At 55.7% G+C, this 25251-nt stretch carries 19 protein-coding genes; 6 read left to right on the top strand and 13 right to left on the bottom strand.

Annotated elements, in window-relative coordinates; translation table 11 throughout:
• Positions 1 to 13: 13 nt before the first annotated feature.
• The 6 genes from IG609_RS06700 to IG609_RS06675 all read right to left on the bottom strand — a co-directional run bounded on the left by IG609_RS06700 (position 14) and on the right by IG609_RS06675 (position 12151).
• Positions 14 to 2722, bottom strand: a complete 2709-nt coding sequence (locus IG609_RS06700) for a nitrate reductase (RefSeq protein WP_193400256.1) — start codon at positions 2720 to 2722, stop codon at positions 14 to 16.
• Complete coding sequence (gene nirB, locus IG609_RS06695; protein ID WP_193400298.1) at positions 2719 to 6906, bottom strand: nitrite reductase large subunit NirB; 4188 nt, start codon at positions 6904 to 6906, stop codon at positions 2719 to 2721. Before nirB ends, IG609_RS06700 begins: the two co-directional genes overlap by 4 nt.
• A gap of 19 nt (positions 6907 to 6925) precedes the next feature.
• The gene (locus tag IG609_RS06690) at positions 6926 to 7720 is read right to left on the bottom strand and encodes an ABC transporter ATP-binding protein (protein WP_039281768.1); all 795 of its coding nucleotides are present in this window, start codon (positions 7718 to 7720) and stop codon (positions 6926 to 6928) included.
• Positions 7721 to 7730: 10 nt separating this feature from the next.
• Positions 7731 to 8645, bottom strand: coding sequence for a nitrate ABC transporter permease (gene ntrB / locus IG609_RS06685; RefSeq protein WP_193400300.1), 915 nt, complete (start codon positions 8643 to 8645; stop codon positions 7731 to 7733).
• 12 nt (positions 8646 to 8657) lie between these two features.
• The gene (locus IG609_RS06680; protein WP_193400258.1) at positions 8658 to 9917 is read right to left on the bottom strand and encodes a CmpA/NrtA family ABC transporter substrate-binding protein; all 1260 of its coding nucleotides are present in this window, start codon (positions 9915 to 9917) and stop codon (positions 8658 to 8660) included.
• Between the two features lie 944 nt (positions 9918 to 10861).
• A complete protein-coding gene (locus IG609_RS06675) occupies positions 10862 to 12151 on the bottom strand; it encodes a nitrate regulatory protein (protein WP_193400260.1) in 1290 nt (429 codons plus the stop codon).
• Positions 12152 to 12400: 249 nt separating this feature from the next.
• On the opposite strand from IG609_RS06675, the gene IG609_RS06670 reads away from it, so the two are divergent.
• The 6 genes from IG609_RS06670 to IG609_RS06645 all read left to right on the top strand — a co-directional run bounded on the left by IG609_RS06670 (position 12401) and on the right by IG609_RS06645 (position 18289).
• Positions 12401 to 14068 (top strand): methyl-accepting chemotaxis protein, encoded by a 1668-nt coding sequence (locus tag IG609_RS06670; RefSeq protein WP_193400262.1) that lies wholly within the window; start codon positions 12401 to 12403, stop codon positions 14066 to 14068.
• 535 nt (positions 14069 to 14603) lie between these two features.
• Positions 14604 to 16181 (top strand): cytochrome ubiquinol oxidase subunit I, encoded by a 1578-nt coding sequence (gene cydA / locus IG609_RS06665; RefSeq protein ID WP_193400264.1) that lies wholly within the window; start codon positions 14604 to 14606, stop codon positions 16179 to 16181.
• 14 nt (positions 16182 to 16195) lie between these two features.
• The gene (gene cydB / locus IG609_RS06660) at positions 16196 to 17335 is read left to right on the top strand and encodes a cytochrome d ubiquinol oxidase subunit II (protein ID WP_193400266.1); all 1140 of its coding nucleotides are present in this window, start codon (positions 16196 to 16198) and stop codon (positions 17333 to 17335) included.
• 19 nt (positions 17336 to 17354) lie between these two features.
• A complete protein-coding gene (gene cydX, locus IG609_RS06655) occupies positions 17355 to 17459 on the top strand; it encodes a cytochrome bd-I oxidase subunit CydX (RefSeq protein WP_116156011.1) in 105 nt (34 codons plus the stop codon).
• A gap of 140 nt (positions 17460 to 17599) precedes the next feature.
• Positions 17600 to 17965 carry a YidH family protein gene (locus IG609_RS06650; RefSeq protein ID WP_102117793.1) on the top strand — a complete coding sequence of 122 codons (366 nt, stop codon included), beginning with the start codon at positions 17600 to 17602 and terminating at the stop codon, positions 17963 to 17965.
• 3 nt (positions 17966 to 17968) lie between these two features.
• A complete protein-coding gene (locus IG609_RS06645; RefSeq protein WP_193400269.1) occupies positions 17969 to 18289 on the top strand; it encodes a DUF202 domain-containing protein in 321 nt (106 codons plus the stop codon).
• Between the two features lie 59 nt (positions 18290 to 18348).
• Here IG609_RS06645 and fdhE read toward each other — a convergent pair whose 3' ends face one another.
• The 7 genes from fdhE to hutW form a co-directional block, all read right to left on the bottom strand.
• On the bottom strand, positions 18349 to 19278 hold the full coding sequence (gene fdhE, locus IG609_RS06640; protein WP_193400271.1) for a formate dehydrogenase accessory protein FdhE: 930 nt from the start codon (positions 19276 to 19278) through the stop codon (positions 18349 to 18351).
• A 236-nt stretch (positions 19279 to 19514) separates the two neighbouring features.
• Complete coding sequence (locus IG609_RS06635) at positions 19515 to 20966, bottom strand: aminotransferase-like domain-containing protein (protein WP_193400273.1); 1452 nt, start codon at positions 20964 to 20966, stop codon at positions 19515 to 19517.
• Positions 20967 to 21074: 108 nt separating this feature from the next.
• Entirely contained in the window at positions 21075 to 21797 is a 723-nt protein-coding gene (locus IG609_RS06630; RefSeq protein ID WP_193398501.1) for a glutamine amidotransferase, read from the bottom strand.
• Between the two features lie 248 nt (positions 21798 to 22045).
• The gene (locus IG609_RS06625) at positions 22046 to 22522 is read right to left on the bottom strand and encodes a YlaC family protein (protein ID WP_193398566.1); all 477 of its coding nucleotides are present in this window, start codon (positions 22520 to 22522) and stop codon (positions 22046 to 22048) included.
• Between the two features lie 160 nt (positions 22523 to 22682).
• Positions 22683 to 23312: an NAD(P)H-binding protein gene (locus IG609_RS06620; RefSeq protein WP_094371161.1), complete on the bottom strand. Its 630-nt coding sequence runs from the start codon at positions 23310 to 23312 to the stop codon at positions 22683 to 22685.
• The gene (gene hutX, locus IG609_RS06615) at positions 23309 to 23809 is read right to left on the bottom strand and encodes a heme utilization cystosolic carrier protein HutX (RefSeq protein WP_193398503.1); all 501 of its coding nucleotides are present in this window, start codon (positions 23807 to 23809) and stop codon (positions 23309 to 23311) included. The genes IG609_RS06620 and hutX overlap by 4 nt, the downstream gene beginning before the upstream one ends.
• Before the next feature lie 14 nt (positions 23810 to 23823).
• A complete protein-coding gene (hutW, locus tag IG609_RS06610) occupies positions 23824 to 25137 on the bottom strand; it encodes a heme anaerobic degradation radical SAM methyltransferase ChuW/HutW (RefSeq protein WP_193400277.1) in 1314 nt (437 codons plus the stop codon).
• Between the last annotated feature and the right edge of the window lie 114 nt (positions 25138 to 25251).

Below are 25251 nucleotides of genomic sequence, written 5' to 3'. Positions count from 1 at the left end.
TACGCCGTGGCGCTCAACCTGCTTTTTTCAATTCATTGACCGTTATCGGCACATGCTGGCTCAATAACGCTTTCAGTTCGGGGATACAGGAACCGCAGTTGGTTCCACATTTCAGCGAGCCGCCTAACGCTGCCACGCTGTGACAGCCTTTACGAATCGCGCCGACGATGATCGCTTCACCAACGCTATAGCAACTGCAAATCGTCGCCCCTTGCGTCACCTGCCCCTGCGGTGCCTGACCCACCAGTAACGCGTGGCGTTCGTGCGGGAGCTGCGGTGGAGTGACAAACGCCTGACACACCGCATCGCTGTCGATACGCAGCGCCTGTGCACTGACATAGCAGGCCAACACCACGCGGCCATCACGCCAGCCAATCAGGTGAAAGATGCCGTTGCCCTGTGCAACCTGACACTGCATATTTTCCAACCCATAATGTTCGGTCAGCCATGCCTGCCAATCGTCTACCGGCACACGGTCGGCAAACAGATACTGCGTCACACCTTCATGAGGGATCTTGCTCCAGTAGGTGGCGGGCGGCGGCAGAACGTCATGCTCTGCGGGTAATGTTAATGGCGCAGGAACGGGTTCATCGGCAAAAAACAGCGTTGCCTGCCAGGCGGTATGCCAGGGTTGGATACGCACTCGGCTGTGCTTGCTTTCTGGCTGGCCGGAATACGGATCGGTAATCGGGGCGACTAAACTGTCAGCCCGCGCCTGTGCGCTGAACTGCTGATTCCAGTGCATCGGTACAAACACACTGCCGCGGGCCTGTCCGGCGTCGAGTCGCGCCCGCGCCAGCATCCAACCGTGCACTGACGACAGACGCACCAAATCGCCCGCCTGAATGTCATGCGTCTGCGCATCCTGTGGATGCAGCTCGCAGTAAGGTTCGCTGATATGCCGCATCAGCCGAGCCGCTTTGCCCGTACGCGTCATGGTGTGCCACTGATCGCGAATACGCCCCGTGTTCAGCACCAGCGGATACGCCGCGCTCCACGGGCTTTGCGGCAGCGACGGCGTAACCGCCACCAGACGCGCTTTGCCATCGGCATGCCAGAATCGGCCATCGTCACCCAGTCGGGCGCGCCCGTGTGGGTATGTCGCATTCACCGGCCACTGTATCGGTTCCAACTGCTGCCACTGCTGATTGCTGAGCGTCGTCAGCCCGCTGATATCAAACGCACGGCTGCCGTTATTCTCAAATCCAGACAGCGCCGCATGTTCACGAAAGATCTCCGCCGAATGCTGATAAGCAAATGCCTCAGCAAATCCCATACGCTGCGCCACCTGACTCAACATCCACCAGTCGGCTTTGGCTTCCCCCGGCGCAGGCAGAAAGGCTCGCTGACGAGACACCCGGCGTTCGGAATTGGTTACCGTGCCGTCTTTTTCTCCCCAGCCCAAAGCAGGCAGTAAGATATCAGCGGTTTCTGCGGTATCGGTGTGGCGCATCACTTCGGAGACGATCACCAACGGGCAGCGTTCCAGCGCCTGTTTCACCCGGTAAGCATCCGGCATCGACACCACCGGATTGGTGCCCATAATCCACACCGCTTTAATATCGCCGCGTTCAACCGCGCGAAACAGCTCCACCGCATTCAGGCCGGGCTGTGTCGCTACATTATCGCTCTGCCAGAAGCGCCCCACGCGCTCGATATCCTGCGGCGTAAAACCCATGTGGCTGGCAAGCTGATTGGCCAGCCCGCCCACTTCCCGCCCACCCATCGCATTTGGCTGTCCGGTTATCGAAAAGGGGCCGGAACCCGACACGCCGATTTTGCCGCTCAGCAGGTGAGCATTGATGATCGCGTTACATTTATCACTACCCGAGGACGATTGATTAACGCCCTGCGAATAGAGCGTGACCACCTTGTCGCTCATGCTAAACAGGTGATAAAAACGTGCGATATCGGCTTCATCTAACTGACAGAACTCCGCTACCTGCGCTACCGACCACGCTTGCGCTGACTCTAATGCTGCTTCCACGCCAGAAAAACGCTCGGCCAATTCGGTGCGATCGATACGTGGATCTTGTGCAATCCACTGCAGCAGGCCGTTGAACAGCCCGGCATCGCTACCGGGTTGCAGCGGTAAATGCAGATCGGCAATATCGCAGGTTGCGGTACGTCGAGGATCGATCACCACCACCTGCATCTGTGGCCGCTGCTGTTTCGCCTGCACCAGCCGCTGATACACCACCGGGTGCGCCCAGGCCGTGTTAGAACCGACCAGCACCACCACATCCGCCAGTTCGATATCTTCATAGTTGCAGGGAACAGCGTCTGCCCCCAGCCCGCGCTTGTAGCCGATCACCGCAGATGCCATGCACAGCCGCGAATTGGTATCCATATTGGCGACGCCAATAAAGCCCTTCATCAGCTTGTTGGCGACGTAGTAATCTTCCGTCAACAACTGGCCTGAACCATAAAACGCCACCGACTGCGGGCCGTGCTGCTGCATGGTCGCCAGCAGCCGTTCAGCTACCGTATCGAGCGCCTGATCCCAGCTAACGCGACGGCCTTCCACGAGCGGCCACAATAGCCGGCCTTTCAAATCCAGCGTCTCTCCCAGCGCGGAGCCTTTGACGCACAGCCGACCCAAATTCGCCGGATGGGCAGGATCCCCGCTGATCTTTACCGCACCTTGCCCATCGTGTTCTGCCAGCACGCCACAGCCGACGCCACAATAGGGGCAGGTTGTCCGACAGACGCGCGCGTTCATGATGCTTTCGCCATGGCAGTGTCTGCCAGCACGACACCTTCAGGCACGGCTAACGGTTGACGGCATACCCAAATCTCGTCGTCTTCCACGCGTACCGGCCAGGCACGTACGTACAGCGCGCTGTCATCCGGGCTCACACCATCCCGCAGCTTGAAACGTTTCTTGTACAGCGGTGAAATCACCATCGGTTCACCCGCCACGTCACCGATCAACCCACGCGACAGCACATTCGCCCCGCTGCCCGGCTCGTGGTTTTCCAACGCGTACACCTGCTGCTCGCTACCCGGTAGGTGGAACAGCGCGATCTGCTGCTGTCCGAGGCGCGCCGCCATGCCTGCATAGCGCGGAATATCGCCCAGCGTCGCCACCTGTACCCACTCCGCCTCATGCGCGGCGGGTTTCAGAGCAACCGGTTCTGGCGAGACCGCTTTTTCATGCTCCTGCGCCGGACGGATCTGTCCGCGTTCCGGCACCATCACTACCGCTTCATCCGGGCTATCGCTGTTCAGGAAGCCGCGGAATAGCGCCAGACGTTCCGGGCTTTCCAGCGTGGTTTGCCATTCGCACTGGTAGGCATCCACCACGCGCTGCATCTCTTTATCTAACTCTTCACCGATATTCAGGCTGTCTTCCAGAATCACCTGGCGCAGATAGTCGATACCGCCTTCCAGATTATCCATCCAGGTGCTGGTACGCTGGAGGCGATCGCCGGTGCGGATATAGAACATCAAGACCCGATCGATAGTGCGCAGTAGGGTTTCCGTATCCAGATCGCTGGCGAAGAGATCGGCATGGCGCGGTTTCATGCCGCCGTTGCCGCACACATACAGATTCCAGCCTTTATCCGTGGCAATTACACCGATATCTTTGCTTTGCGCCTCAGCACATTCACGGGTACAGCCGGAAACCGCCATTTTGACTTTATGCGGCGAACGCAGCCCCTTGTAACGGTGCTCCAGTTGGATCGCCAGCCCGGTGGAATCCTGCACGCCATAACGACACCAGGTCGATCCCACACAAGATTTCACGGTACGCAGCGATTTGCCGTAGGCATGGCCGGTTTCAAATCCGGCATCGATCAGCTCGCGCCAGATCTCTGGAAGCTGCTCCAGGCGCGCACCGAATAAATCCACGCGCTGACCGCCGGTGATCTTGGTATACAGGTTATAGCGCTGCGCCACCTGACCGATCGCGATCAGGCCTTCCGGCGTGATCTCCCCCGCCGGCACGCGCGGCACGACGGAATACGTACCGTCTTTTTGGATGTTAGCGAAGAAACGATCGTTGGTATCCTGCAGCGGCAGGTGCTGCGGTTGCAGCAGATAATCATTCCAGCAGGACGCCAGCATCGACCCCACCAGCGGCTTACACACTTCGCAGCCTAAACCGTGGCCGTAACGTTCAAGGAGGCTGTCGAACGAGCGGATCTCATGCACACGAATCAGGTGGTACAACTCCTGACGCGAATAGGCGAAGTGCTCGCAAATGTCCTTCTTCACTTCGACACCCAGTTGCGTCAGTTCATACTCCATCACCTGTTTCAGCAGCGGCACACAGCCGCCGCAGCCCGTTCCCGCTTTGGTGCAGGTTTTCAGCGCGCCCAGTTCGCCGCAGCCGCCCGCCACCGCCGCCGAGATATCGCTTTTGCTAACGTTATGGCAGGAGCAAATCTGTGCGCTAGCCGGTAATGCCGCCACGCCCAATCCTTTCGGTGCATCGCCAGAACGCGCAGGCAAAATCAATCCTTCCGGCTGTTTAGGCAACGGCATATCGTTGAGCATCATTTGCAGCAGCGTGCTGTAATCGCTGCTGTCGCCAATCAGTACCGCCCCCAGTAAACGCTTGCCATCGGCAGACACGACGATTTTCTTGTAGACCTCGTTCGGGCCGTCCGTCCACTGGTAGCTTTGGCTTCCGGCCGTGCGCCCATGTGCATCGCCAATCGAAGCCACTTCCACACCCAGCAATTTCAGCTTGGTGCTCATGTCCGCGCCGGTAAATAGCGTATCGCGCTGCGCCAGCGTATCCGCCACGCTGCGTGCCATTTGGTAGCCCGGTGCCACCAGTCCGAAAATCTGCCCTTTCCATAATGCACACTCGCCTATGGCGAAAATCGCGTCATCGGAAGTCTGGCAGCGGTCGTCTATCACGATGCCGCCGCGTGATCCTTTCTCTAAATCGCAGCTATCCGCCAGTTTGTCGCGTGGGCGAATCCCGGCGGAAAACAGCACCAGATCGGTTTCCAGCACGCTGCCGTCGGCAAAGCAGAGGCGATGCAACGCCTGCTCACCGTCGGTGATCTCGCGCGTTTCTTTGCTGAGATGAATCTGTACGCCCAGCGCCTCAATTTTGCGCCGCAGCATCGCAGCTCCGCCGTCATCCAACTGCACCGCCATCAGACGCGGCGCAAACTCCACCACATGGGTGTCCAGCCCCAACTGACGCAGGGCGTTTGCCGCTTCCAGCCCCAGCAGGCCACCGCCAATCACCACGCCAGACTTGCCCTTTTTCGCCTGTGCGGCAATCGCGTCCAGATCGTCCAGCGTGCGATAAACCAGACAGCCGGGGCGCGTATTGCCGGGAATCGGCGGAACAAAGGCATAAGAGCCGGTCGCCAGCACCAGCTTGTCGTAGGCAGTTTCCCTGCCCTGCGCGTCGCACACGCATTGACGTTCACGGTCGATCGCCACGATCTCACTAGCGCTGCGCAGCTCAATGCCGCTCTCAGCAAAAAAGCCGTCTTTTACCAGCGACAAAGAGGCGGCGCTGCGGCCGGAAAAATACTCGGAGAGGTGAACGCGGTCATAGGCTTCATGACGTTCTTCACCAAATACGACAATGTGGTAATGCTGATGCAGGTCGCGTTCAACCAGCTGTTCAAGAAAATAGTGGCCGACCATACCGTGGCCGACGACCACCAAAATAGGTTTGCTCATGACAGGAATCCTTACAGCTTCAGGCTGTGGGTCAGAATCAGGGGAAGAAAGGCCGAAAAGTAGCGAGGCTGGCGGAGTCATCTCGCCCGCTGTCGTGCTCTCCATCGCGGCCAGCAGGCGCGGGCTGTCGTCGGTGTCGCCATACAGCAGGACACCGCTCAGCCGCCCGTCGCGCAGTAGCAGACGGCGGTAGTGCTGCGTCTGCGGATCAAAAAGGGTGTACACCTCATCATCGGGTGCCACGTTAATATCGCCGCCGCTGACCACGCCAATTCCTGTGACTTTCAGCCGCGTTGCCGCCTGTTCACGCTGATAATCTTCCGGTGCGTGTCCGGCCAGGCGCTGTGCCACCAGCGTGGCATGGGTGAAACACGGGGCAACCAGCCCGAAGGTTTCGCCATTGAGTTCACAGCATTCGCCGATCGCGCTGATGTACGGGTCGGCAGTTTGTAGCTGTCCGTCCACCAGCACACCGCGGTTACAGGGCAAGCCGCACTCGCGTGCCAGTTGGCTGGCGGGAATCACGCCCGCCGTCACCACTACCAGTCCGGCGGGGATCGTGCGGCCATCAGCCAGTGCAACGGCCGTGACACCGTGTTCATTACCGTGCAGCGCGACTACCTGCACATCGGTCTCACAGGCAATACCGCGAGCACGCAGGCTGTCGCACAGCAGGTCACTCGCAGTGGCGTCCAGTTGGCGCTCCATCAGAACCGGACCGCGATGCAGCAGCGTGACGTCAGCCCCGCGCAGTTGCAGCGCCGCGGCAGCTTCAATACCGAGCAAACCGCCGCCAATCACCACCGCAGGAACGGAGCGGCGAATCGTCGCCAACATCAACTCGACATCATCCAGCGTGCGGAAGCCGCACACGCCTGCCAGATCGATACCGGGCATCGGCGGCATAAACGGCGTGGAACCGGTCGCCAACACCAGATGATCGTAGTGCAGCTGCCGTTGCGTCGTTGTCACCTCACGCTGCTGGCGATCGATGTGCGTGACCCGCTCACCCAGGAGATAATTCACCGGCAGCGCCGCATCGTCGTCGATAGCCGCAGGCGTCAGCAGCGTATCCGTAAACGCTTTCTCGCCACTCAATACTGGCGACAGCAGGATGCGGTTATAGCTGGCGCGCGGTTCATCACCAATCACGGTAATGCGGTAGCGCGTTGCGGCCAGTTGGCGTAGCACATCGACGAATCGCGCACTCGCCATCCCGTTACCAATCACAATCAGATGCGGTTTCATCATCGTTCCGGCCTCGCTGTCAGGCTGCTTTAGGCTGTTTTTCATATAAGAAATGCAGCACCTGCTGACGGTAGTGGTGGTAGCGCGGATCGTCAGCCAGCGTGACGCGCGAACGTGGACGTTCCAGCTCGACTTTCATGATTTCACCGACCGTCGCCGCCGGGCCGTTGGTCATCATCAGCACGCGATCCGACAGCAGTACCGCCTCGTCTACATCGTGCGTAATCAGCACAATCGTGGTTTGCAAACGCTGCTGAATCTCCATCACCGCATCCTGAAGATGTGCGCGGGTCAGCGCATCCAGCGCGCCGAACGGTTCATCCATTAGCAGTACTTTCGGCTTCATCGCCAGCGCGCGGGCAATCCCTACACGCTGCTTCATCCCGCCGGAGATCTCATTCGGCCGCTTGTTCAGCGCGTGCTCCATATGCACCAGTTCAAGATTGTGGGTGATCCATTCGTGCATTTCGCGTTTGCTCATCTGACCGCGAAACACCTGTCGTACCGCCAGCGCGACGTTTTCGTAAGTGGTCAGCCACGGCAGCAGCGAGTGGTTCTGAAAGACCACGCCGCGCTCCGGCCCCGGGCCGTCGATTTCACGGTTGTCACACAGCAAGCCGCCGCTGCTCGGCAGCGTCAGACCGGCAATCAGGTTCAATAACGTAGACTTGCCGCAGCCGGAATGGCCGATCAGGCTGATCGTCTCACCCGTGTGAATATCAAAACTCACCTGATCCAGCGCCAGAAACTCACCGCTGGCGGTATTGAAACGCTGGCTCACCTGCTGCACTTGAATAATCGGTGTTGTACGCATCGTCGGCTCCTTAGCGGTTGTCATAGCTGAAACGGTTAGCAATCCACACCAGCCCCTGCTCAAGCAGCAGACCGATAACACCAATCACCACGATGGCGATGATGATGTTTTCCACATTCAGGTTGTTCCACTCATTCCAAATCCAGAAGCCGATACCGACGCCGCCGGTCAGCATCTCCGCCGCCACAATCACCAGCCAGGCGACGCCAATCGACAGGCGTACACCGGTCAATACGTTAGGCAGCACCGCAGGCAGCAGAATCTTGCGCATGATGGTGAATTCGGAGAGTTTCAGGACGCGCGCCACGTTCAGGTAATCCTGCGGAATACGGCGCACGCCTTCGGCGGTATTGAGGATCATCGGCCAGATGGAGCAGATAAAAATGGTCCAGCTGGATGCCGGTTCCGCACGCTGGAACAGCAGCAGGCCAATCGGTAACCACGCCAGCGGGCTGACCGGGCGCAGCAGCGAAATGATCGGATTAAGCATGTTAGCCAGAAACGTAAAACGGCCAATCAGGAAGCCAGCGGGAATGCCGACCAGAGCCGCAAGCCCGAAGCCGATACCCACGCGTTGCAGCGAGGCCAATACGTTCCAGCCGATGCCCTGATCGTTCGGCCCTGCGATGTAAAACGGGTCGGCAAAGAGGCTGAGCGCCGCAAGCCAGGTCGCCCACGGCGTCGGGAAGTTTTCGCTGTTCAACGCGGCAATCTGCCAGACCGCCACCAGCAGACCCAACCCCAGTACCGCTGGGAAAAGCGGCTGAAACAGCTTACGCAGCAGCGGGCGGTAGGCGAAAGCGGGCGTTGCCGGTGCTTTTTCAGGTGCTGCCGGTTTGGTTGGCAGCGGCATAATTTCAGCGCTGTGTACGGTTTCCGGAGCGTTATCCGCGGTAATCGGAATGATTTGGGCCTGGTTTTTCATCATCAACCTCACTTATTTCTTCACGCTAAAACTGTTGGCATAACCCGCCGGATCGCTACCATCCCAGCGGCGGCCATCGATAAGCACACTGCTGCGCATGTCGCTACCGGGCAACGGCACATTTCCCACGGCTTCGGCCGCCTGCTTGTAGATATCAATCCGGTTAACCTGCTTCGCGACGGCCAGATAGTCCGGCTCTTCGGTGAGCAAGCCCCAGCGTTTATGCTGGGTGAGGAACCACATGCCGTCGGACAGGTACGGGTAGTTCACGGAACCGTCGTGGTAGAAACGCATCGCGTGTTCGTCTTTCCAGCTTTTCCCCAGTCCGTTTTCGTACTGGCCCAGCATGCGTCCGACGATGGTTTCTTCTTTGGCATTGATGTACGCGCGTCCGGCAACGACGCTGGCCGTCTCACGGCGGTTGTCGTCCGAGGCATCGATCCAGCGCGAGGCATCGAGAATCGCGGCGGTCAGCGCGCGGGCGCTATGCGGGTTGGCGTTGACCCAGTCAGCACGGGTGCCCAACACTTTTTCCGGGTGATCCGGCCAAATGTCTTGCGAGGTGGCGGCGGTAAAACCGATTTTTTCGCTGATGGCACGCTGGTTCCACGGCTCGCCGACGCAGTAGCCGACCATGTTGCCAATCTTCATGTTCATCACCATCTGCGGCGGCGGCACCACCACGGTACGCACGTCGTTCAGTGGATGAATGCCGGCGGAAGCCAGCCAGTAATAGAGCCACATGGCGTGCGTACCGGTTGGGAAGGTTTGCGCGAAGGTATAAGTACCCGCTGGGCTGGCAGCGACATACTTTTGCAGTGCGGCGAGATCCGTGACGTTGGCTTCACGCAGCTGGTTTGCCAGCGTGATCCCTTGCCCGTTCTGGTTGAGCGTCATCAGCGCTGCCATGTTGCTCTGCGCCCCGGACAGCCCCATTTGCAGACCGTACAGTTGGCCGTACAGAATGTGGGCCGCATCCAGCTCGCCCGACACCAGCTTGTCGCGTACTGCTGCCCAACTGGCTTCTTTGCTGGGAACGATGGTGATGCCGTATTTCTTATCGAAGCCTTTCACTGCGGCCATCACGACCGAGGCGCAGTCCGTCAACGGAATAAACCCGACCCGAATTTCCTTTTTCTCAGGCGCGTCGGAACCCGCGGCCCAGGCGCTATTCATCAACCCCGGCAGCATCAGGCTGCCGCCCAGTGCAGCACTCCCCAACAGAAACTGGCGGCGAGAGACGGTCATGCTTTTGGTTTTGGAATCACTCATCAACGACACCCTTGCGCAAAACACCTTTTCAGGTGGTAAAAACAAAAACGGCGTCCACAAGCCCATGCAGAATCTGCACGCTTATGGACGCCGTTGTCCGATTAACACCTTCCGCACCGCCGTTGGCCCGAAACGCATTATGAATGTTTGGTTGTTGCTAATGAGTTAAAGCAAGGTTTGTGCCAGTTATCACACTTTTACTAGTTTACCTTCGCAGAGGCGGTCTCTTGATCACATTTCTATACAGACTCAGAGACCGTTTCGTGCGCCATACCGCCACCCTTTTATGCAATACCGTACACGCGCCCGACGCAGGGCGCTCACGCGCCGCAGCCCTGCGAACCCTGGCTTTCTAGCTAAATTATGCCGCTACGCGGTGCCATCGGTGAACATGACCGCTAATCGAGCCGCCAGTGACGCGTTCCCTACGCGGCACTGACTTTCGCGGCATCCATGCCGCTCACTCGGCGGTCATGCCCACCGCTGCATAATTTTTACGCCATGCGAAAGTAAAGTATTAATAAATAGTGAAATTTTATGATTTATGACCACAGCAGAAAGGGGGTAATAGTGGTTTGTCTTTTCTGTCGCGTAAATTACGCTGAGGACAAATTAGTCTCCAGGATGAGCAGCATGGACGCTGCGAAAGTGGCTGCCGCGTCGGGAACGCGTCAGCCACGGTCCGTCAGGTGACTAATTTTCCGAAGGAACCGCGCAGCGGCGTAATTTCCCGCGAAAAAGCCTCGGGTCACGGGGCGGCGGCGACTGAGCGCCCCGTGTCGTGCGTGTGCTACGACGTAGCATAGAAATAGCGATCTTTGTACGCACGAAACCACTTCACCCCCCTCAGTTACTCCGCTATTGACTCCACGATTTCCTCTTCACAAGACGGTGTCTTGCACCGCGAGCAAGCAGAACACGCACAGTTCATGTGCATATACCTCTTAAGGGGTATCCCCGAATACATCTGCTACCGCGAGCATCGCTGTTGCGATGTCAATCAGCTTTTTATTCTGACTCATCGCCATGCGCCTAAGGGTTTTGTAGGCCTCTTCTTCACTTAATCCACGGTGCTGCATCAGCAAACCTTTCGCACGATCGATCTGCTTTCTTTCATTCAATGTGGCGCGCAGCGCAGCCAGTTCATGATCCTGCGCCTGTAAGCGCCGCGATTGTTGCTGTACCAGCGACAACAGCGATCGCCCCAGTTGTGGACTGACGCCATCGCTGTTCAGCCAGCCGGGAGAAACGTTCTGCCCTTCCACGTCGTGACCAGCGACAAATATCGAATAACCGGGATCGTCATGCTCCTGCTGCGCCATCAGCGCGTCGAGATCCGCGCGCTGATCGCTGCATGCCTTCTCCGCTGCCGCAATACGGGTACGGCAACGCTGCATCAGCGTCTGCTCCAGTTCATCTTCCATCTGCTTCATTTCGTCGATGCGTCGCGTGGCAATCGAAAACCAGTGCAGGCTATCCGCTTCCGGTAACTTTTCTATCGGGCTACGGGTGCACACAATGCGGCGCAGGCGCTCAAATTCGCTGTCTACTGCGATAGCACGCCAGCGCTGTTGGTTTGCCTCATCGCTAAAATTCAGAAAGGTATCGAAACAACGTTCCTGCCGCTCAATCAAATCCAGCAGCTTTTGCCGGGTTTCCTCATCAACACTGCCAGCCGCATAGGCCGCCGCGCCGATCGCCCGCTCCTGCCCCGCCAGCTCTTTACCCTGCATAAAGCTGAACATGGCAATCAGCGCGCGGGAAATTCCCGGATCGGCTGCCGTGTCCGAGACCTCAAAAACCAGCGCCAGCAGATTACGGATAATGTCGTTGAAAAACGTCATCGCCTGCGGTTGAGGCAGCAAACGCTGGCGAATCTGCTGACGCAGCGCGGGCAGCAGGCTCAGCGCATAGACCACGCTGGCGACACGGCTGAATAAACGGCTCGCCTGCGGCAATTCCACCGTCATTTTTTCCAACCCGGCCAGATGTGTCATCAAATGCATCTGCGCCACCTGCACATCTTTCTCACGTAGCGCCAGCTCGTCGGCGAACAGTCGGCCATCGGAGCAAAGAAACAGATTGGCTGTTCCCCGTTCACGCTGCAATAGATGGACGAGCTGGCTAATTTTGCCCACCAGCTCACCGCTTTGCAGCAGGTAGCGCAGGCTGTTCAGCTCACACTGGCGCGAGGCAAGTAAAAATCGAATTGTCGTTGAAGGCTCCGCCACCATTGCACTCTCTCCTGAAAAAACACTGTCAGAAATATGCAATTAACGCGCCAGGTGGCATCAATAAAAAAGCGACAATGAATACCGATATCTTTTTTTAAAAATGTTCAAAGCGTATATGCTTTTCTCGATGTACCCATCATTTTTCAAATCGCCGGTACGTTAACGTTATTATGCAACCCATCAGGGATTCACTGGGTTGCATTTGTAATTAAACAAAAAAATTAACAATTATAAGTAAGGACAACTTGTATGCAATGGCTAAGAAATATAACTATCCGCAAAGTTTTATTAACAACACTGTCACTATTTTTACTACTTTGGGGGAGCGTGTCGTGGATTGCACTTTCGTCTCTCAATCAGGTAAGCCAATTACTGGAAACCAGTCAAACTCAAAAAAAGAACGCGACAATAATGAGTCATGGTACCGACAATTATTTTCGTACTTCCATCCGACTTTATCTGGCCGTTGACGCTCAGCAACATGGACAAAAAGACGCCTTCCAAAATTTATTAAAAATGGCGACCGATTCCGCCAACATCAGTGACTACGATCTGGAACAGTTTAAAAACCAGCATCATGTGGGCGTCCCCGACGATCAGGTGTCAAGTATTATTCAGCACTGGGGCGGGATTACAAAAGAAATGCATAGAATGATCACGCTGGTTAATGCCGGTGATTTCGACACATTTCGGCGCGATATGCAGGGGACGTTACCGCCGCTCAGTATCGCTTTTGGTAAAGCCTCGGAAAATTATGCCCACTCGCTTTCTGCCAGTGATGGCAACAACAGCCAGCTCATTCATTCACTGATAGCCACCAGTCAATATACTATTGTTACCGCACTGGTACTCGGCATGCTGCTTCTTTTCGCCACCGACCGTTATCTGGTTTCCTGCTTATTAGCCCCCCTGGAAAATATTAAAAAACAATTCCAAATGCTGTCTTCAGGGCAATTACAACATACGATTTCCGACTTTGGTCGGAATAATATTGGTCAATTAATTCCTTATTTACGCGATATGCAGGAAAGTCTGATTCGCACCGTCAGCACAATTCGCGATAGCTCTGCTTCTATTTATCAGGGGGCGAGTGAAATCAGCGCAGGAAATAGCGATCTTTCTTCACGGACGGAACAGCAAGCTGCCGCATTAGAAGAAACGGCCGCCAGCATGGAGCAATTAGGTGCCACGGTAAAACTCAATACCGACAATGTGACACAGGCCAATACGCTGGCTAAGGAAGCCTCTGTCATGGCAAATAAAGGTGGGAATATTGTGGGTGATGTCGTGACCACCATGCATGACATTACCACCAGCTCGCAAAAAATTGCCGACATAACCAGCGTCATTAACGGCATCGCTTTTCAGACCAATATTCTGGCGCTGAATGCCGCCGTTGAAGCCGCGCGCGCAGGCGAACAGGGTCGTGGCTTTGCCGTCGTTGCTGGCGAAGTTCGAAGTCTGGCACAGCGGAGTGCGCAGGCAGCGAAAGAGATCGAAGGGCTGATCTCAGAATCGGTAACCCGCATTAATACGGGGTCTGGGCAGGTGGCCTTAGCAGGTGACACGATGAATCACATCGTTCGCTCGGTAACCCGCGTAACTGACTTGATGGGCGAAATCGCCTCAGCGTCAGAAGAACAAAGTCGCGGAATCAATCAGGTCAGCGTGGCTGTGACAGAAATGGACGGCGTTACGCAGCAAAACGCCTCGCTGGTACAGGAATCGGCCGCCGCCGCCGCGTCATTGGAGGAGCAGGCACGTCAGCTAACCGAAGCCGTGGCAGTATTTCAGCTACCCGAGCACCCTTCTCGCCTATCGCTGAATGCCAGGCCACGTTCTCATGCTAAAACACTCCCGACGCTAAAAGCACCGAGTCAGTCAAAAATGCATGAAAATAACTGGGAAACCTTTTAAGCCTCAGCGATAAAATAAATACGCGTGCGAACTACCCGCCAGAGAACAATTTATCGGGTGGCAGAGGAGGGATCTGTTGATTACTTCTCTGCCACCTTTTCTAGGTCGAGAATAAAAATTAATGCAAAAGGTAACTGTTATATTTAACGTTATTCTATCTGTACCAGAAACGCAATTGGCACGCTAGGAACCGCATAACAACAACAGAATAAAAAATTAAAAAAAACAAAAAAACGAAACTAAACATCAATAAAAATCATTAAATTGAAACAAAAACATATAATTTATACAAATTCGGTGGCTCATCATTCTATAGAAACTGTACTATTTATCCTTTCATTTTTGCACGCTATAATCCCCACACGTTTTACTCACTACTCATTCTTATCTCACTTCAATCAATGCAGTTAATTTCTGACGGATGCAAATACCGTCGGCGGTAATTTATTTTCGTTTTATTCGTCACGATTTATTCCGGCAAGCATCGGAATAACAATATGGCGTGCATTTTCCTGCCTGAAGCTAGGAGCCTAACATGTTTGATGTCGTTGAGCTGTCGCGGCTGCAATTTGCCCTGACTGCCATGTATCACTTTCTTTTTGTCCCACTGACGCTCGGATTATCTTTCCTGCTCGCCATTATGAACACCACGTATGTGTTAACCGGCAAGCAAATCTACAAGGATATGACCAAATTCTGGGGCAAGCTGTTCGCCATCAACTTTGCGCTGGGTGTGGCGACCGGTCTGACGCTGGAATTCCAGTTCGGCACCAACTGGTCTTACTATTCTCACTACGTGGGCGATATTTTTGGCGCCCCGCTGGCGATGGAAGGGCTCATGGCGTTCTTCCTCGAATCTACACTCATCGGCCTGTTCTTTTTCGGCTGGGATCGCCTGACCAAAGTCCAACATATGCTGGTGACCTGGTTTGTCGCGCTGGGCTCCAACTTTTCCGCCCTGTGGATTCTGGTCGCCAACGGCTGGATGCAAAACCCGATTGCCGCCGAATTCAATTATGAAACCATGCGCATGGAAATGCTGAGCTTCGCCGAGCTAGTGCTGAACCCGGTCGCGCAGGTGAAGTTCGTCCACACCGTGGCAGCAGGCTACACCGCTGGCGCGATGTTCGTCCTCGGGATCAGTTCTTACTATCTGTTGAGAGGCCGCGATATCGCCTTTGCCAAGCGCTCATTCGCTATTGCCGCCAGTTTCGGTCTGGCCTCGGTGCTGTCCGTGATCGTACTGGGTGATGAATCCGGCTATGTAATGGGCGATGTACAGAAAACCAAGCTGGCAGCGATCGAAGCCGAATGGGAAACGCAGCCCGCCCCCGCGTCTTTCACGCTGTTCGCCATCCCTAATCAGGAAACGATGCAGAACGATTATGCGATCCACGTTCCCTACCTGCTGGGGCTCATCGCCACACGCTCACTCGACAAACCCGTCGTCGGCATTAAAGACCTGATGGCGCAACATGAGATTCGCATTCGTAACGGTATGACGGCCTATGGTCTGCTGGAAGAACTGCGCTCAGGTAACACCGACCCCGCCGTTCGCGCGCAATTTGAGGCAGCCAAGCGCGATCTTGGCTACGGCCTTCTGCTTAATCGCTATACCGATGACGTCGCCAACGCCAGCGAAAACCAGATCCAGCAGGCAACCAAAGATTCGATTCCCCGCGTCGCGCCACTGTATGTTGCTTTCCGCCTGATGGTGGGCTGCGGCGTGATGATGCTCGGCATTTTTGCGCTGTCGTTCTGGAGCGTGATACGCGGCCGCATGGGACAGCGTAAATGGCTGCACCGCGCCGCGCTGTACGGGATTCCCCTGCCCTGGATCGCGATTGAATCCGGCTGGTTCGTCGCCGAGTACGGCCGCCAGCCGTGGGCAGTTGGTGAAGTTCTGCCTACCGCCATCGCCAATTCGTCTCTGGAAGCACACGACATCCTGCTGTCGATGGGGCTGATTTGCGGACTGTACACGCTGTTTCTGGTCGCGGAAATGTATCTGATGTTCAAGTTTGCCCGACTGGGGCCAAGCAGCCTGAAAACCGGCCGCTACCACTTTGAACAACCGACGACACAATCACTCACAACACCTGCAAAACCGTAACAGGAGCCATAATAATGCTGGATTATGAAACATTACGCCTGATTTGGTGGGGATTGATTGGCCTGTTATTCATCGGCTTCGCCATCACCGACGGCTTTGATATGGGCGTGGGCATTCTGCTGCGCCTGCTGGGCAAGACCGATACCGAACGGCGAGTGATGATTAACGTGATCGCCCCGCACTGGGACGGCAATCAGGTCTGGCTGATCACTGCGGCGGGCGCACTGTTCGCCGCCTGGCCGATGGTTTATGCCGCCGCTTTTTCCGGTTTCTACTTCGCCATGATTCTGGTGCTCGCCGCTCTGTTTTTCCGCCCGGTTGGCTTTGATTATCGCTCCAAGCTGGAAAACAAGCGCTGGCGCAATATGTGGGATTGGGGCATCTTCATCGGCAGCTTCGTCCCCACGCTGGTGTTCGGCATCGCGCTCGGCAATCTGTTGCAGGGCGTGCCGCTGAGCGTTGATAAGTATTTGCGACTCACCTACCACGGCGGGTTCTTTGGCCTGCTGAACCCGTTCGGGCTGCTGGCAGGCGCAGTGAGTGTCGCGATGATCGTCGCACACGGCGCGATTTACCTGCAAATGCGCACCACCGACGTGCTTCAGCATCGCGCGCAAAAAACCGTTCTGATCGCCAGCGCGTTGATAAGCATCACCTTCTTACTGGCTGGACTCTGGGTACTAACCGGAATCGACGGCTACGTGATTACCTCAGCTATAGATAAAGCGGCCCCGTCGAATCCGCTGCACAAAGAAGTGGCGCAGCAGGCCGGTGCCTGGTTAACCAACTTTACGGCGCACCCTGCGCTGTGGACGATCCCTGCATTAGGTGTGGCTCTGCCGTGGTTCACCTGCCTCTTCTCTCGCGTAAACCGCTGCGGCTGGGGTTTCCTGACCTCATCACTGACGATTGTCTGCGTGATTCTGACGGCAGGAATTACGCTGTTCCCGTTCGTGATGCCTTCTAACCTCGAGCCCAACGTCAGCCTGACCCTCTGGGATGCCACGTCCAGCCAGCTTACACTTCAGGTGATGACCATTCTGGCCTGTATTTTTGTCCCCACCATCCTGCTTTATACCAGTTGGTGTTATTACAAAATGTTTGGCCGGATCGATGCTCGCTACATCGAAGCCAATAAGCATTCCGTTTACTGACGATTTGAGGAGAAAGAAGATGTGGTATTTCGCCTGGATACTCGGCACGTTGCTGGCCTGCGCGTTCGCGCTGGTCACCGCGCTGGCGGTTGAGAACCATGAAACGGGGAAAGATGCCCCTTGAGAGAACGAAGCGCTGCCATCGGGCGCCTCATCATTTCATACTGATGCAGTCATCAGGGCAGACGAAACCCGCCAAGGGCGCTAGAATGCAGACGCTGCGCCCAATCAGATGCCCTCTTTAACCTGAAATCAGACGACGACATGACAACACCCAGACAGGACAAAACACCGTGGTGGAGTCAGGGGAAAACCCCAGACTACCGTTTTTCATTAGCGAATGAGCGCACCTTTCTGGCGTGGATTCGCACCGCGCTGGCGTTTCTCGCGGGCGCGGTGGGCATCGATCAATTTACCGTGCATATCGATCCGCTGGTGCGTCAGGGGCTGGCTCTGCTGCTGGTCGTCTGCGCGGCATTGCTCGGCGGTCTGGCCTATCGTCGCTGGGTCAGCAATGAGAAAGCCATGCGGCAGGAAAACGATATGCCGTACACGCCGATGCTGCTGATCGTGACGCTGTTTATTACCCTCATTGCCATCGCGCTTGCCGCCATGATCCTGTTCGGGTAGCCCATGGAGACGACTCGCGATCCGGGATTACAGCCGCAGCGAACCGGCATGGCTTGGACACGCACCCTGTTTGTGATGTTGATAAATAGCTTGCTGTGTTTTCGTTTAAGCATGGCAGATGACAGCCGCGCCGTTTTTGCCTGCGCCATCCTGCTCTTGTGCGTCTCTGCTCTGATGTCGGCGCTGGCGATTCTGCGCTACCGCTTTAACGCCCGTTGCCAACCGGTGTTATCACGCGTCAGCCACGGGCTGATCGTGCTCACATCATCATCGATTGTCATCACCGCGCTGGTATTACTACTGCATTTCAGCGGCGTGTGGTAAGGATAGGTTTTCTAAAAGAAAGGCGGTGAAGCCCAAACGCGCTTCACCGATTAAACGGGCTATTCGATCGAACTTTCCGGGAACAGGAACGGGTTGATGCTACTGCGAGAAAAGCCCTCTTCCTCCATTTTCACATCCAGCACCAGCGAAGCCAGATCGTCAGCGACGGCTTCTACACGGTGATCTTTTTCCTGATATAACAGCTTCAGATACGTGCCGCAGTGGCCGCAGCTTTCCGCTTTAATGGCGGAATTTTCGCTATCCAGCGACCAGTAATTCAGCTCGCTCGACTCTTCACAGTTGCTGCATTTCACCCGCACCATGTGCCATTCGCTCTCGCACAGATTACAGTGCAGATAACGCAGCCCGCTGGATGTACCTAACTGCACCACGCCCGAGACCGGAATACTACCGCACACGGGGCAGAACTGGCGATGTTCGCCGGGTACGGCACGCGCTTTACCGGGCAGTTGGCTTGCCATCTGCGCCCAAAACAGCGACAGCGCCGCCCAGATGAACGGAGCTTTATCATTGCTCTCGGCACGAAACTCGTGTTGCAGCAGCGCCGTTGCCTGTTCTTCCAGCTCCTGCTCTGAGGCTTTTTCCAGATTCTCCAGCGTAGATAACACCTGTCCGCTGGCATCCGGTTTTAATTCTTCGATCAGCGCACGCAGCAGCGTGTGCCAGTGCGCATCACGCGGGAACACCGCACTATCAAGCGGCGGACGATCGCCGGACGGTTTCAGCACGTCACTCAGGTCAAGCTTCAACGGATGATCGTGCAATACCTTCTGCTGGGCTTCCACCACGCCTGCGGCGAAAGTGAGATAGTCCCCCAGCGGGTGATCTTCAGCTAACTGACGCAGACGCTCCGCGCGGCTGCTGTACAGGCTTTTCAGATTGGCAAAAAGCAACGGAGGAATATTCCCTTCCGGCATCGATTTTTCGTTCTGTTCTAACTGTTCCTGAGGAACAATGCGAATACTCATCAGGGGGATTTTTCCTGTTGTTTACGTTGTCTATCCGATAGATTTCGGGGTGCAGGAAGGCCGCCAGCGCAGTCCGAAAGATAGCGGGTATAGCTCACCTTTAACAGAGATTATACGCACCGTGCCTGGCGACTTTCTGATTTCCGGCAAGGTTATGGCTGTTTTTCGCCATCCATTCAGTCACCTTCCACTATGACGGAAACAGTAGCAGAAAAGCGGCAAACATCTCCACACCTCTAAAGGGGTGATCGAGTCAAACGCTCGCTTATCTGTGACCGAATCAGCGCTGCTAAGACGATCACGCTTTGTTCGCAGCGATCGTCCCATTCGTAGGACGCGTTAAAGCGGAAATAGCGATCGTATTTGTCGCCGGTCGTGAACATTTTCCCCGGCGCAATACTGACGCCTCGTTCCAGCGCGCGGCGGTATAGCTCCGTGCTGCTGACGCCTTCAGGCAATTCCAGCCAGAGAAAATAACCACCTTGCGAATGATTAATGAGAACGTCGCCCGGGAAGTGCCGGCGTAGCGACTGTAACGCCGCGTGTTTACGCTGTTCCAGCGCTCGTCGCAGGCGACGTAGATGGCTGTCATAGCTGCTGGTCGCCAGATAATCCGCAATCGCCAGTTGCATGGGTGCGCTGGTTGATAAGGTACTCATCAGTTGTAACCGCTGAATGCTGCCCGCATAGCTTCCGGCCGCTACCCAGCCGATGCGGAACCCCGCCACCAGATTTTTAGAAAACGAGGAGCAGTGCAGAATCGTGCCTTTTTTATCCAACGCTTTTGCGGGCAACGGACGTTGCAGGCCCGTATAAAGCTCGCTGTAGACATCATCTTCTACCAGCCCGACGCCGTGTTTTTCCAGCATCGCCACCAGCCGCTGTTTCTTCTCCCAGGACAGCGTGCAACCGAGCGGGTTATGAAAATTGGTCATCAACCAACAGGCTTTGATCGGGTAATCATTCAGCGCCTGCTGCAACGCATCAAGATCGATGCCCTGCTGTGGATCGGTCGCGATCGCAATCGCTTTGAGTTTCAGGCGTTCGATCGCCTGTAGCGCACCGTAAAACGCCGGAGATTCGATCACCACATAATCGCCCGGCTCCGTCAGCGCCTGAAGGCTGAGATTAAGGGATTCCATCGCGCCCGCCGTAATCACAATCTCATCGGGCGAGACGGCAATCCCCTGCAACGCGTAGCGCTGGGCGATGTTCTTCCTCAGGCTTTCATTACCCGGCGGCAAGTTATCCAGCGCGCTGTGTGGCTGCATATGACGCGCCACCGAGGCCAGCGAGCGCGTCAACTGACGCTGTGGGAAGAGCTGTGGATCGGGAAACGCCGATCCGAACGGCATGACCGCCGGATCTTTGCTGGCCTGAAGCACATCAAAAATGAACGCGTTGACGTCCACGTCTTCGGTCAGTTGAACGCGCTCCTGCTCCACGGGCGAATGCAGGCTGTCTGCTGGTAGCGTGGACAGCTTTGGTGCCGCGTAATAACCCGACTGTGGACGCGACACAATCAGCCCCTGACTTTCCAGCAACTGATAGGCGTGCAGCACGGTCATCAGGCTCATACCCGAATGCAGTGATTTTTCCCGCAGCGAGGGCAGTTTGTCGCCCGGCTGCCAGATCCCTTCCTGAAGCTGCTCACGGATCTGGTGAGCAAGCTGTTCAAACTTTGCCATAGCGCGACGGTTTCGGTGGATGAGTCTGTCATGATTTTTGGCTCGACCATCACCGAGTAGTGACGATCGAGAAAGGCGCATTATCGACAATAATGTGCTGTTCGAGAGCTATTTCGCCGCGTAGCGTTGTACAAAATCCAGCAGGATCTTACGCGCCCAGACGGGTTCCTGCGGAATATCCATCATCCGATCGACATCCCAGCCGCCCTGTCGTAGCGCCGCTTCATTATGACGCAGGCACGTCAGCATGATGTCCGCGCTGAATTCCGGGTGAAATTGCACGGTCAGGACTTTATCGCTGTAGCGGATAATCTGGCAGCCATCCATCTCTGAACTTGCCAGCACCTGCGCGCCCGCAGGCGGTTCCAGCACGGATTGCTGATGGGTAAGATAAGCACCGAACTGCTGCGGATAATCACGCAGTAAGATGTCTTGCGCCGCGGCTTCATGGGTTGTCACAACCTGAACGCCCACTTCCTTGCCGTTCGGGTTATCTCCTACTTTACCGCCCAGCGCATCGGCGAGCAGTTGATGCCCATAGCACACGCCCAGCAGCGGGACATCCGCGTAATACGCTTCACGCAGCCAGCCCGCGGTGTATTCGCTCCAGTCCAGCCGATCCGTGACCATCGACCACGAGCCGGAAATAACCACCGCTGCCAGCGTATCAAACGGTGGCAGCGACTCGCCACGATCGGGACGCACCACATGCACCGGCAGCGTGTTTCCCTGCACCGCATCGGTAAACCATTTCCCCTGTTGCCCAACCTGAGACGCAATGCCTTCCGGCGGTTGGCCCAACTGAATCACCAGCAATACCTTTTCGCTCATCGTCCTGTTCTGCCCATATTTGAAAATCACAAATTTGAAAAACTATTCGTCTGAAAAGCCACAAGAATGCGGCGCTCGCTGCTTCTAACGAACGTAGCATTATGACTACATGAAAACCAGTATATTGGCCTTCATGAAAACCAGTATTCCAGCGACAACCAGCCACCATGAAAATCTGCGCATAGAAAAAGCCATGCACATTATTTGATCATCGCGAAATGGGGCGGTTTGAGGGCAGAAAAAGCCTGCTAACGGGAAGGATGTTGACGATAGGCTAGCGAGAAAACATCGTAGAAATCAACGTCACCTTTCGTACGTCGAATTTGCTCTATCCCTGCTTTCACAACTGATGGCACCTGCTCGTTGCGTAGCAGTTTATCCTGCGTGTCCTGTGATACGTGGCGGACCGTAAACCACTCGCCGTTATAACAAACACGGAGATCCAGCGTATCAATGTCTTCAAAGCGATAGGTCGGGTTGATATCTATCGAGAGCGCCAGCGTCATCACCAGCAGGAAAACCGTAAAGCCAATCAGATACGGTAAACCAAAATAAGGGGCATAAAAGAGGATGATCGCGACCGGCACGTAGCTCACCAGCATCGCGGCAAACAGATAGGGGTGTGACTGCATGAATTTGCGGCTAAAACGTATTTTATTGTCGCGTTTTTCTTCCCGATTAATACGTTCGATCTCTTCGGTCAGAAGGCGTTTTACTTCATCCATCGTCATCACCATCGTGCTTGAGGAATACAACACTGCTGGCATCGATTAGAACATAGCACCATGAGAGATAACAGATACAGTTTTCGACAGATTAACTATAACAGTTTGCCGGATGCCGGGATGGATTACCCCGGCAACCTCGGTGACAGAATGGCAGAGATTACGGAATGGCGGGCATCGTGAGATCGGGATCGATCAGATTGTAGATGTGATTGCCAAACACAGGTTGCTGTAATAGCTGATCAACCGCCAGCGCGACATCCCAGCGTGACACCAATCCCAACGTAGCAGCACCCTGCGTCAGTTTTGCATTGTGCGTCGCGACCACGTCCAGCAGACCGCCAGGACGAACAATACAGTGATCCAACGTACTGCTTTGCAACCAGCTTTCTGCCAGCGATTTCTCACGCACCGCGAAGCCAAACGCCGCTCTGGCGCGTGGCGACAACAGCGGCCAGCTATCGCCGCAGCCCAGTGACGTCACCAGCAGCATACGTTTAAGACCTGCCTGTTCGGCACCATCGATCACCGTGCGATGACCCTGATAATTTACCGTGCCGCCGCCCATTGTCGATACCACAATGGCAGAAGGCCCCGCCACACGACAGGCTTCCGCGACCGTTTCCGGCTCGCAGGCATCGCCTTCTACTACCGTCATTCCCTGCTCACGCCAGTGTTTGGCCTGTTCAGGATTACGCAATACGAGTACGACAGCCTGCTCGCACTCAATAGCGCGCTGTAATAAGCAGGCGCCGACTCCATTGCCTGCACCGAAAAGTAACCACGTCATACCTGCTCCGGTTGTAATTCACTCGCCAGCGCACGGAACGCCTCAACCTGAGCGCTCAGCAGCTGGCGGTGGCTGTCTCGTCCAAGGAAAATTTTAAACATCGCCGCACCGCTAGCATTAAAGAACACCACGGACGCCGTGTCCATCCCCATGAACTTACGCTCAATAAACGCAATGTGCTGACAGCTCGTTGCGCGGATATGTCCACTCAGGCCATTTTTGCCACGCAGGTTAAAGTAACCGTGGCGATGCGTACCGGTTGGCAGCTCGCTCTTGAATTCCAGAATCGCGTCCGCCGTGTGGCTGATTAGCGTCACTTCACCCCAGGTCGCAATCGTGTCCCAGACGCGATCGAAACGATCGCCCGCCACCAGCGTACGCTGCGCCGCAGGCAAGGCCTCTACAACAGCAAACAGCGAGGTATTATATTTTCCGGCAATCTCTTCCAGTGTGCCATCAGGGTTGGTTGCCAGTAATTCATTCAGTGCCATCGTCATGGTTGCGTCTCCGGTTAGTGCGCATGCTCTTCGGCATTAAGCTGGGGGATAATTTGTTGTAATGCCTGCATCAGGTTGTTCGCCCAGAAGCGGCCATCATTGGTCAGGCGCAGGCAGGTGGAATCGTCACAGGTCAACCCAGCCTGATGCCACTGGCTAAGCAACGGCTGAAGTTCACGGGCATGCTGGGTCAGTTGAGGCAGCTTGATACGACCGACCTCAATACCCGCCTGAAGCTGATGCTGCCACGGCCCGGTAGGACTGGCTGGCGTCATCATCATGATCGGTTTTTGCCCCTGATCGATCTGCTGATAATAGCGCTCCAGACTGCGTTCCATCATATAAGCCTGTCCGTTCAGATTGCCGCCCGCCCCGCTCCCCATTGCCAGACAGTCCGCGCCTTGTTTAATCAGCAGGTTATACAGGTTGCGTTCACGCGTGGTGCGCGCCCAGTGGCTGTTGCTAAGCTGGTGCCAGCCAGCATCGGCCAAAAATGCCGCGCCAGTCCGATAGAAATCACGGCGGGCAACCACATCAGGCAGTGCGACACGCTGGTTTTCGGCCGCTTTCGCCAGCGGCGTGGTTGGTAACAGATTCAGTGCATACAGATCGACACCGTCTAGCGGTAAATCGCTAACGATAGCCAAATCTTCGCGCCAGATTTCCGGCGTTTGCTCCGGTAGACCGAACATCAGATCGCACACTACGGCGGCTCGGTCTCGCTCACACAGACGCTCAAGGAAGCGAATTGACTGATGCTTATCCGACGTACGCGCCATACGCTGACGGATGCGAGTATCGAACGTCTGAATCCCGATGGAGAAGCGGTTCGCTCCCGCATCCAGACAGGCATCGATCCGCTCATCGTCAAAATCCATCGCCCGCCCTTCTACTGTGATTTCACAGTCCGGTGCCAGCGGCAGAGAAGTACGGATCGCGCGAATGATCTGCGACAGCTCATCGGCTGCCAGCGCCGTTGGCGTGCCACCGCCAAAATACACCGCATGAATGGGCGCCGACTGATGCAGCGGGCTGTCCGCCTCCATCGCCAGTTCCTGCAACAGGTAGCGGGTATAGGTCGCCGTGCTGTCATCACGCAGTTTGTTCTGGTAAAAACCGCAGAACGTGCAGTGCGTCGCGCAGAAAGGAATATGCAGATAGAGCAGGCGTTTACGCGCAGGCACTGTCTGCTGCTTCAACGTCTGCCAACCGGCAGGAATCTGTTCTGGTGAAAGCGGCACAGGGTTGCGCCAAGGCATTGCCATACGTCGGGCGCCAAAAGGCTGCTCACCGGGCTCGGCATAATACGGCGTCAAATCGATGTTCATTAACGGCCCCCAAATAATCAATAAAATAAATTAAATGATAATTATTTTTATTTGGCAACGAGGAGAAAACGTAAATGAATGAGCTGAATTTGAATACAGCAAAATAATGACAGG

It is taken from the genome of Pectobacterium quasiaquaticum (assembly GCF_014946775.2).
GTDB classification, from domain to species: domain Bacteria; phylum Pseudomonadota; class Gammaproteobacteria; order Enterobacterales; family Enterobacteriaceae; genus Pectobacterium; species Pectobacterium aquaticum.
This window is presented reverse-complemented; position numbering and strand designations above follow the sequence as displayed.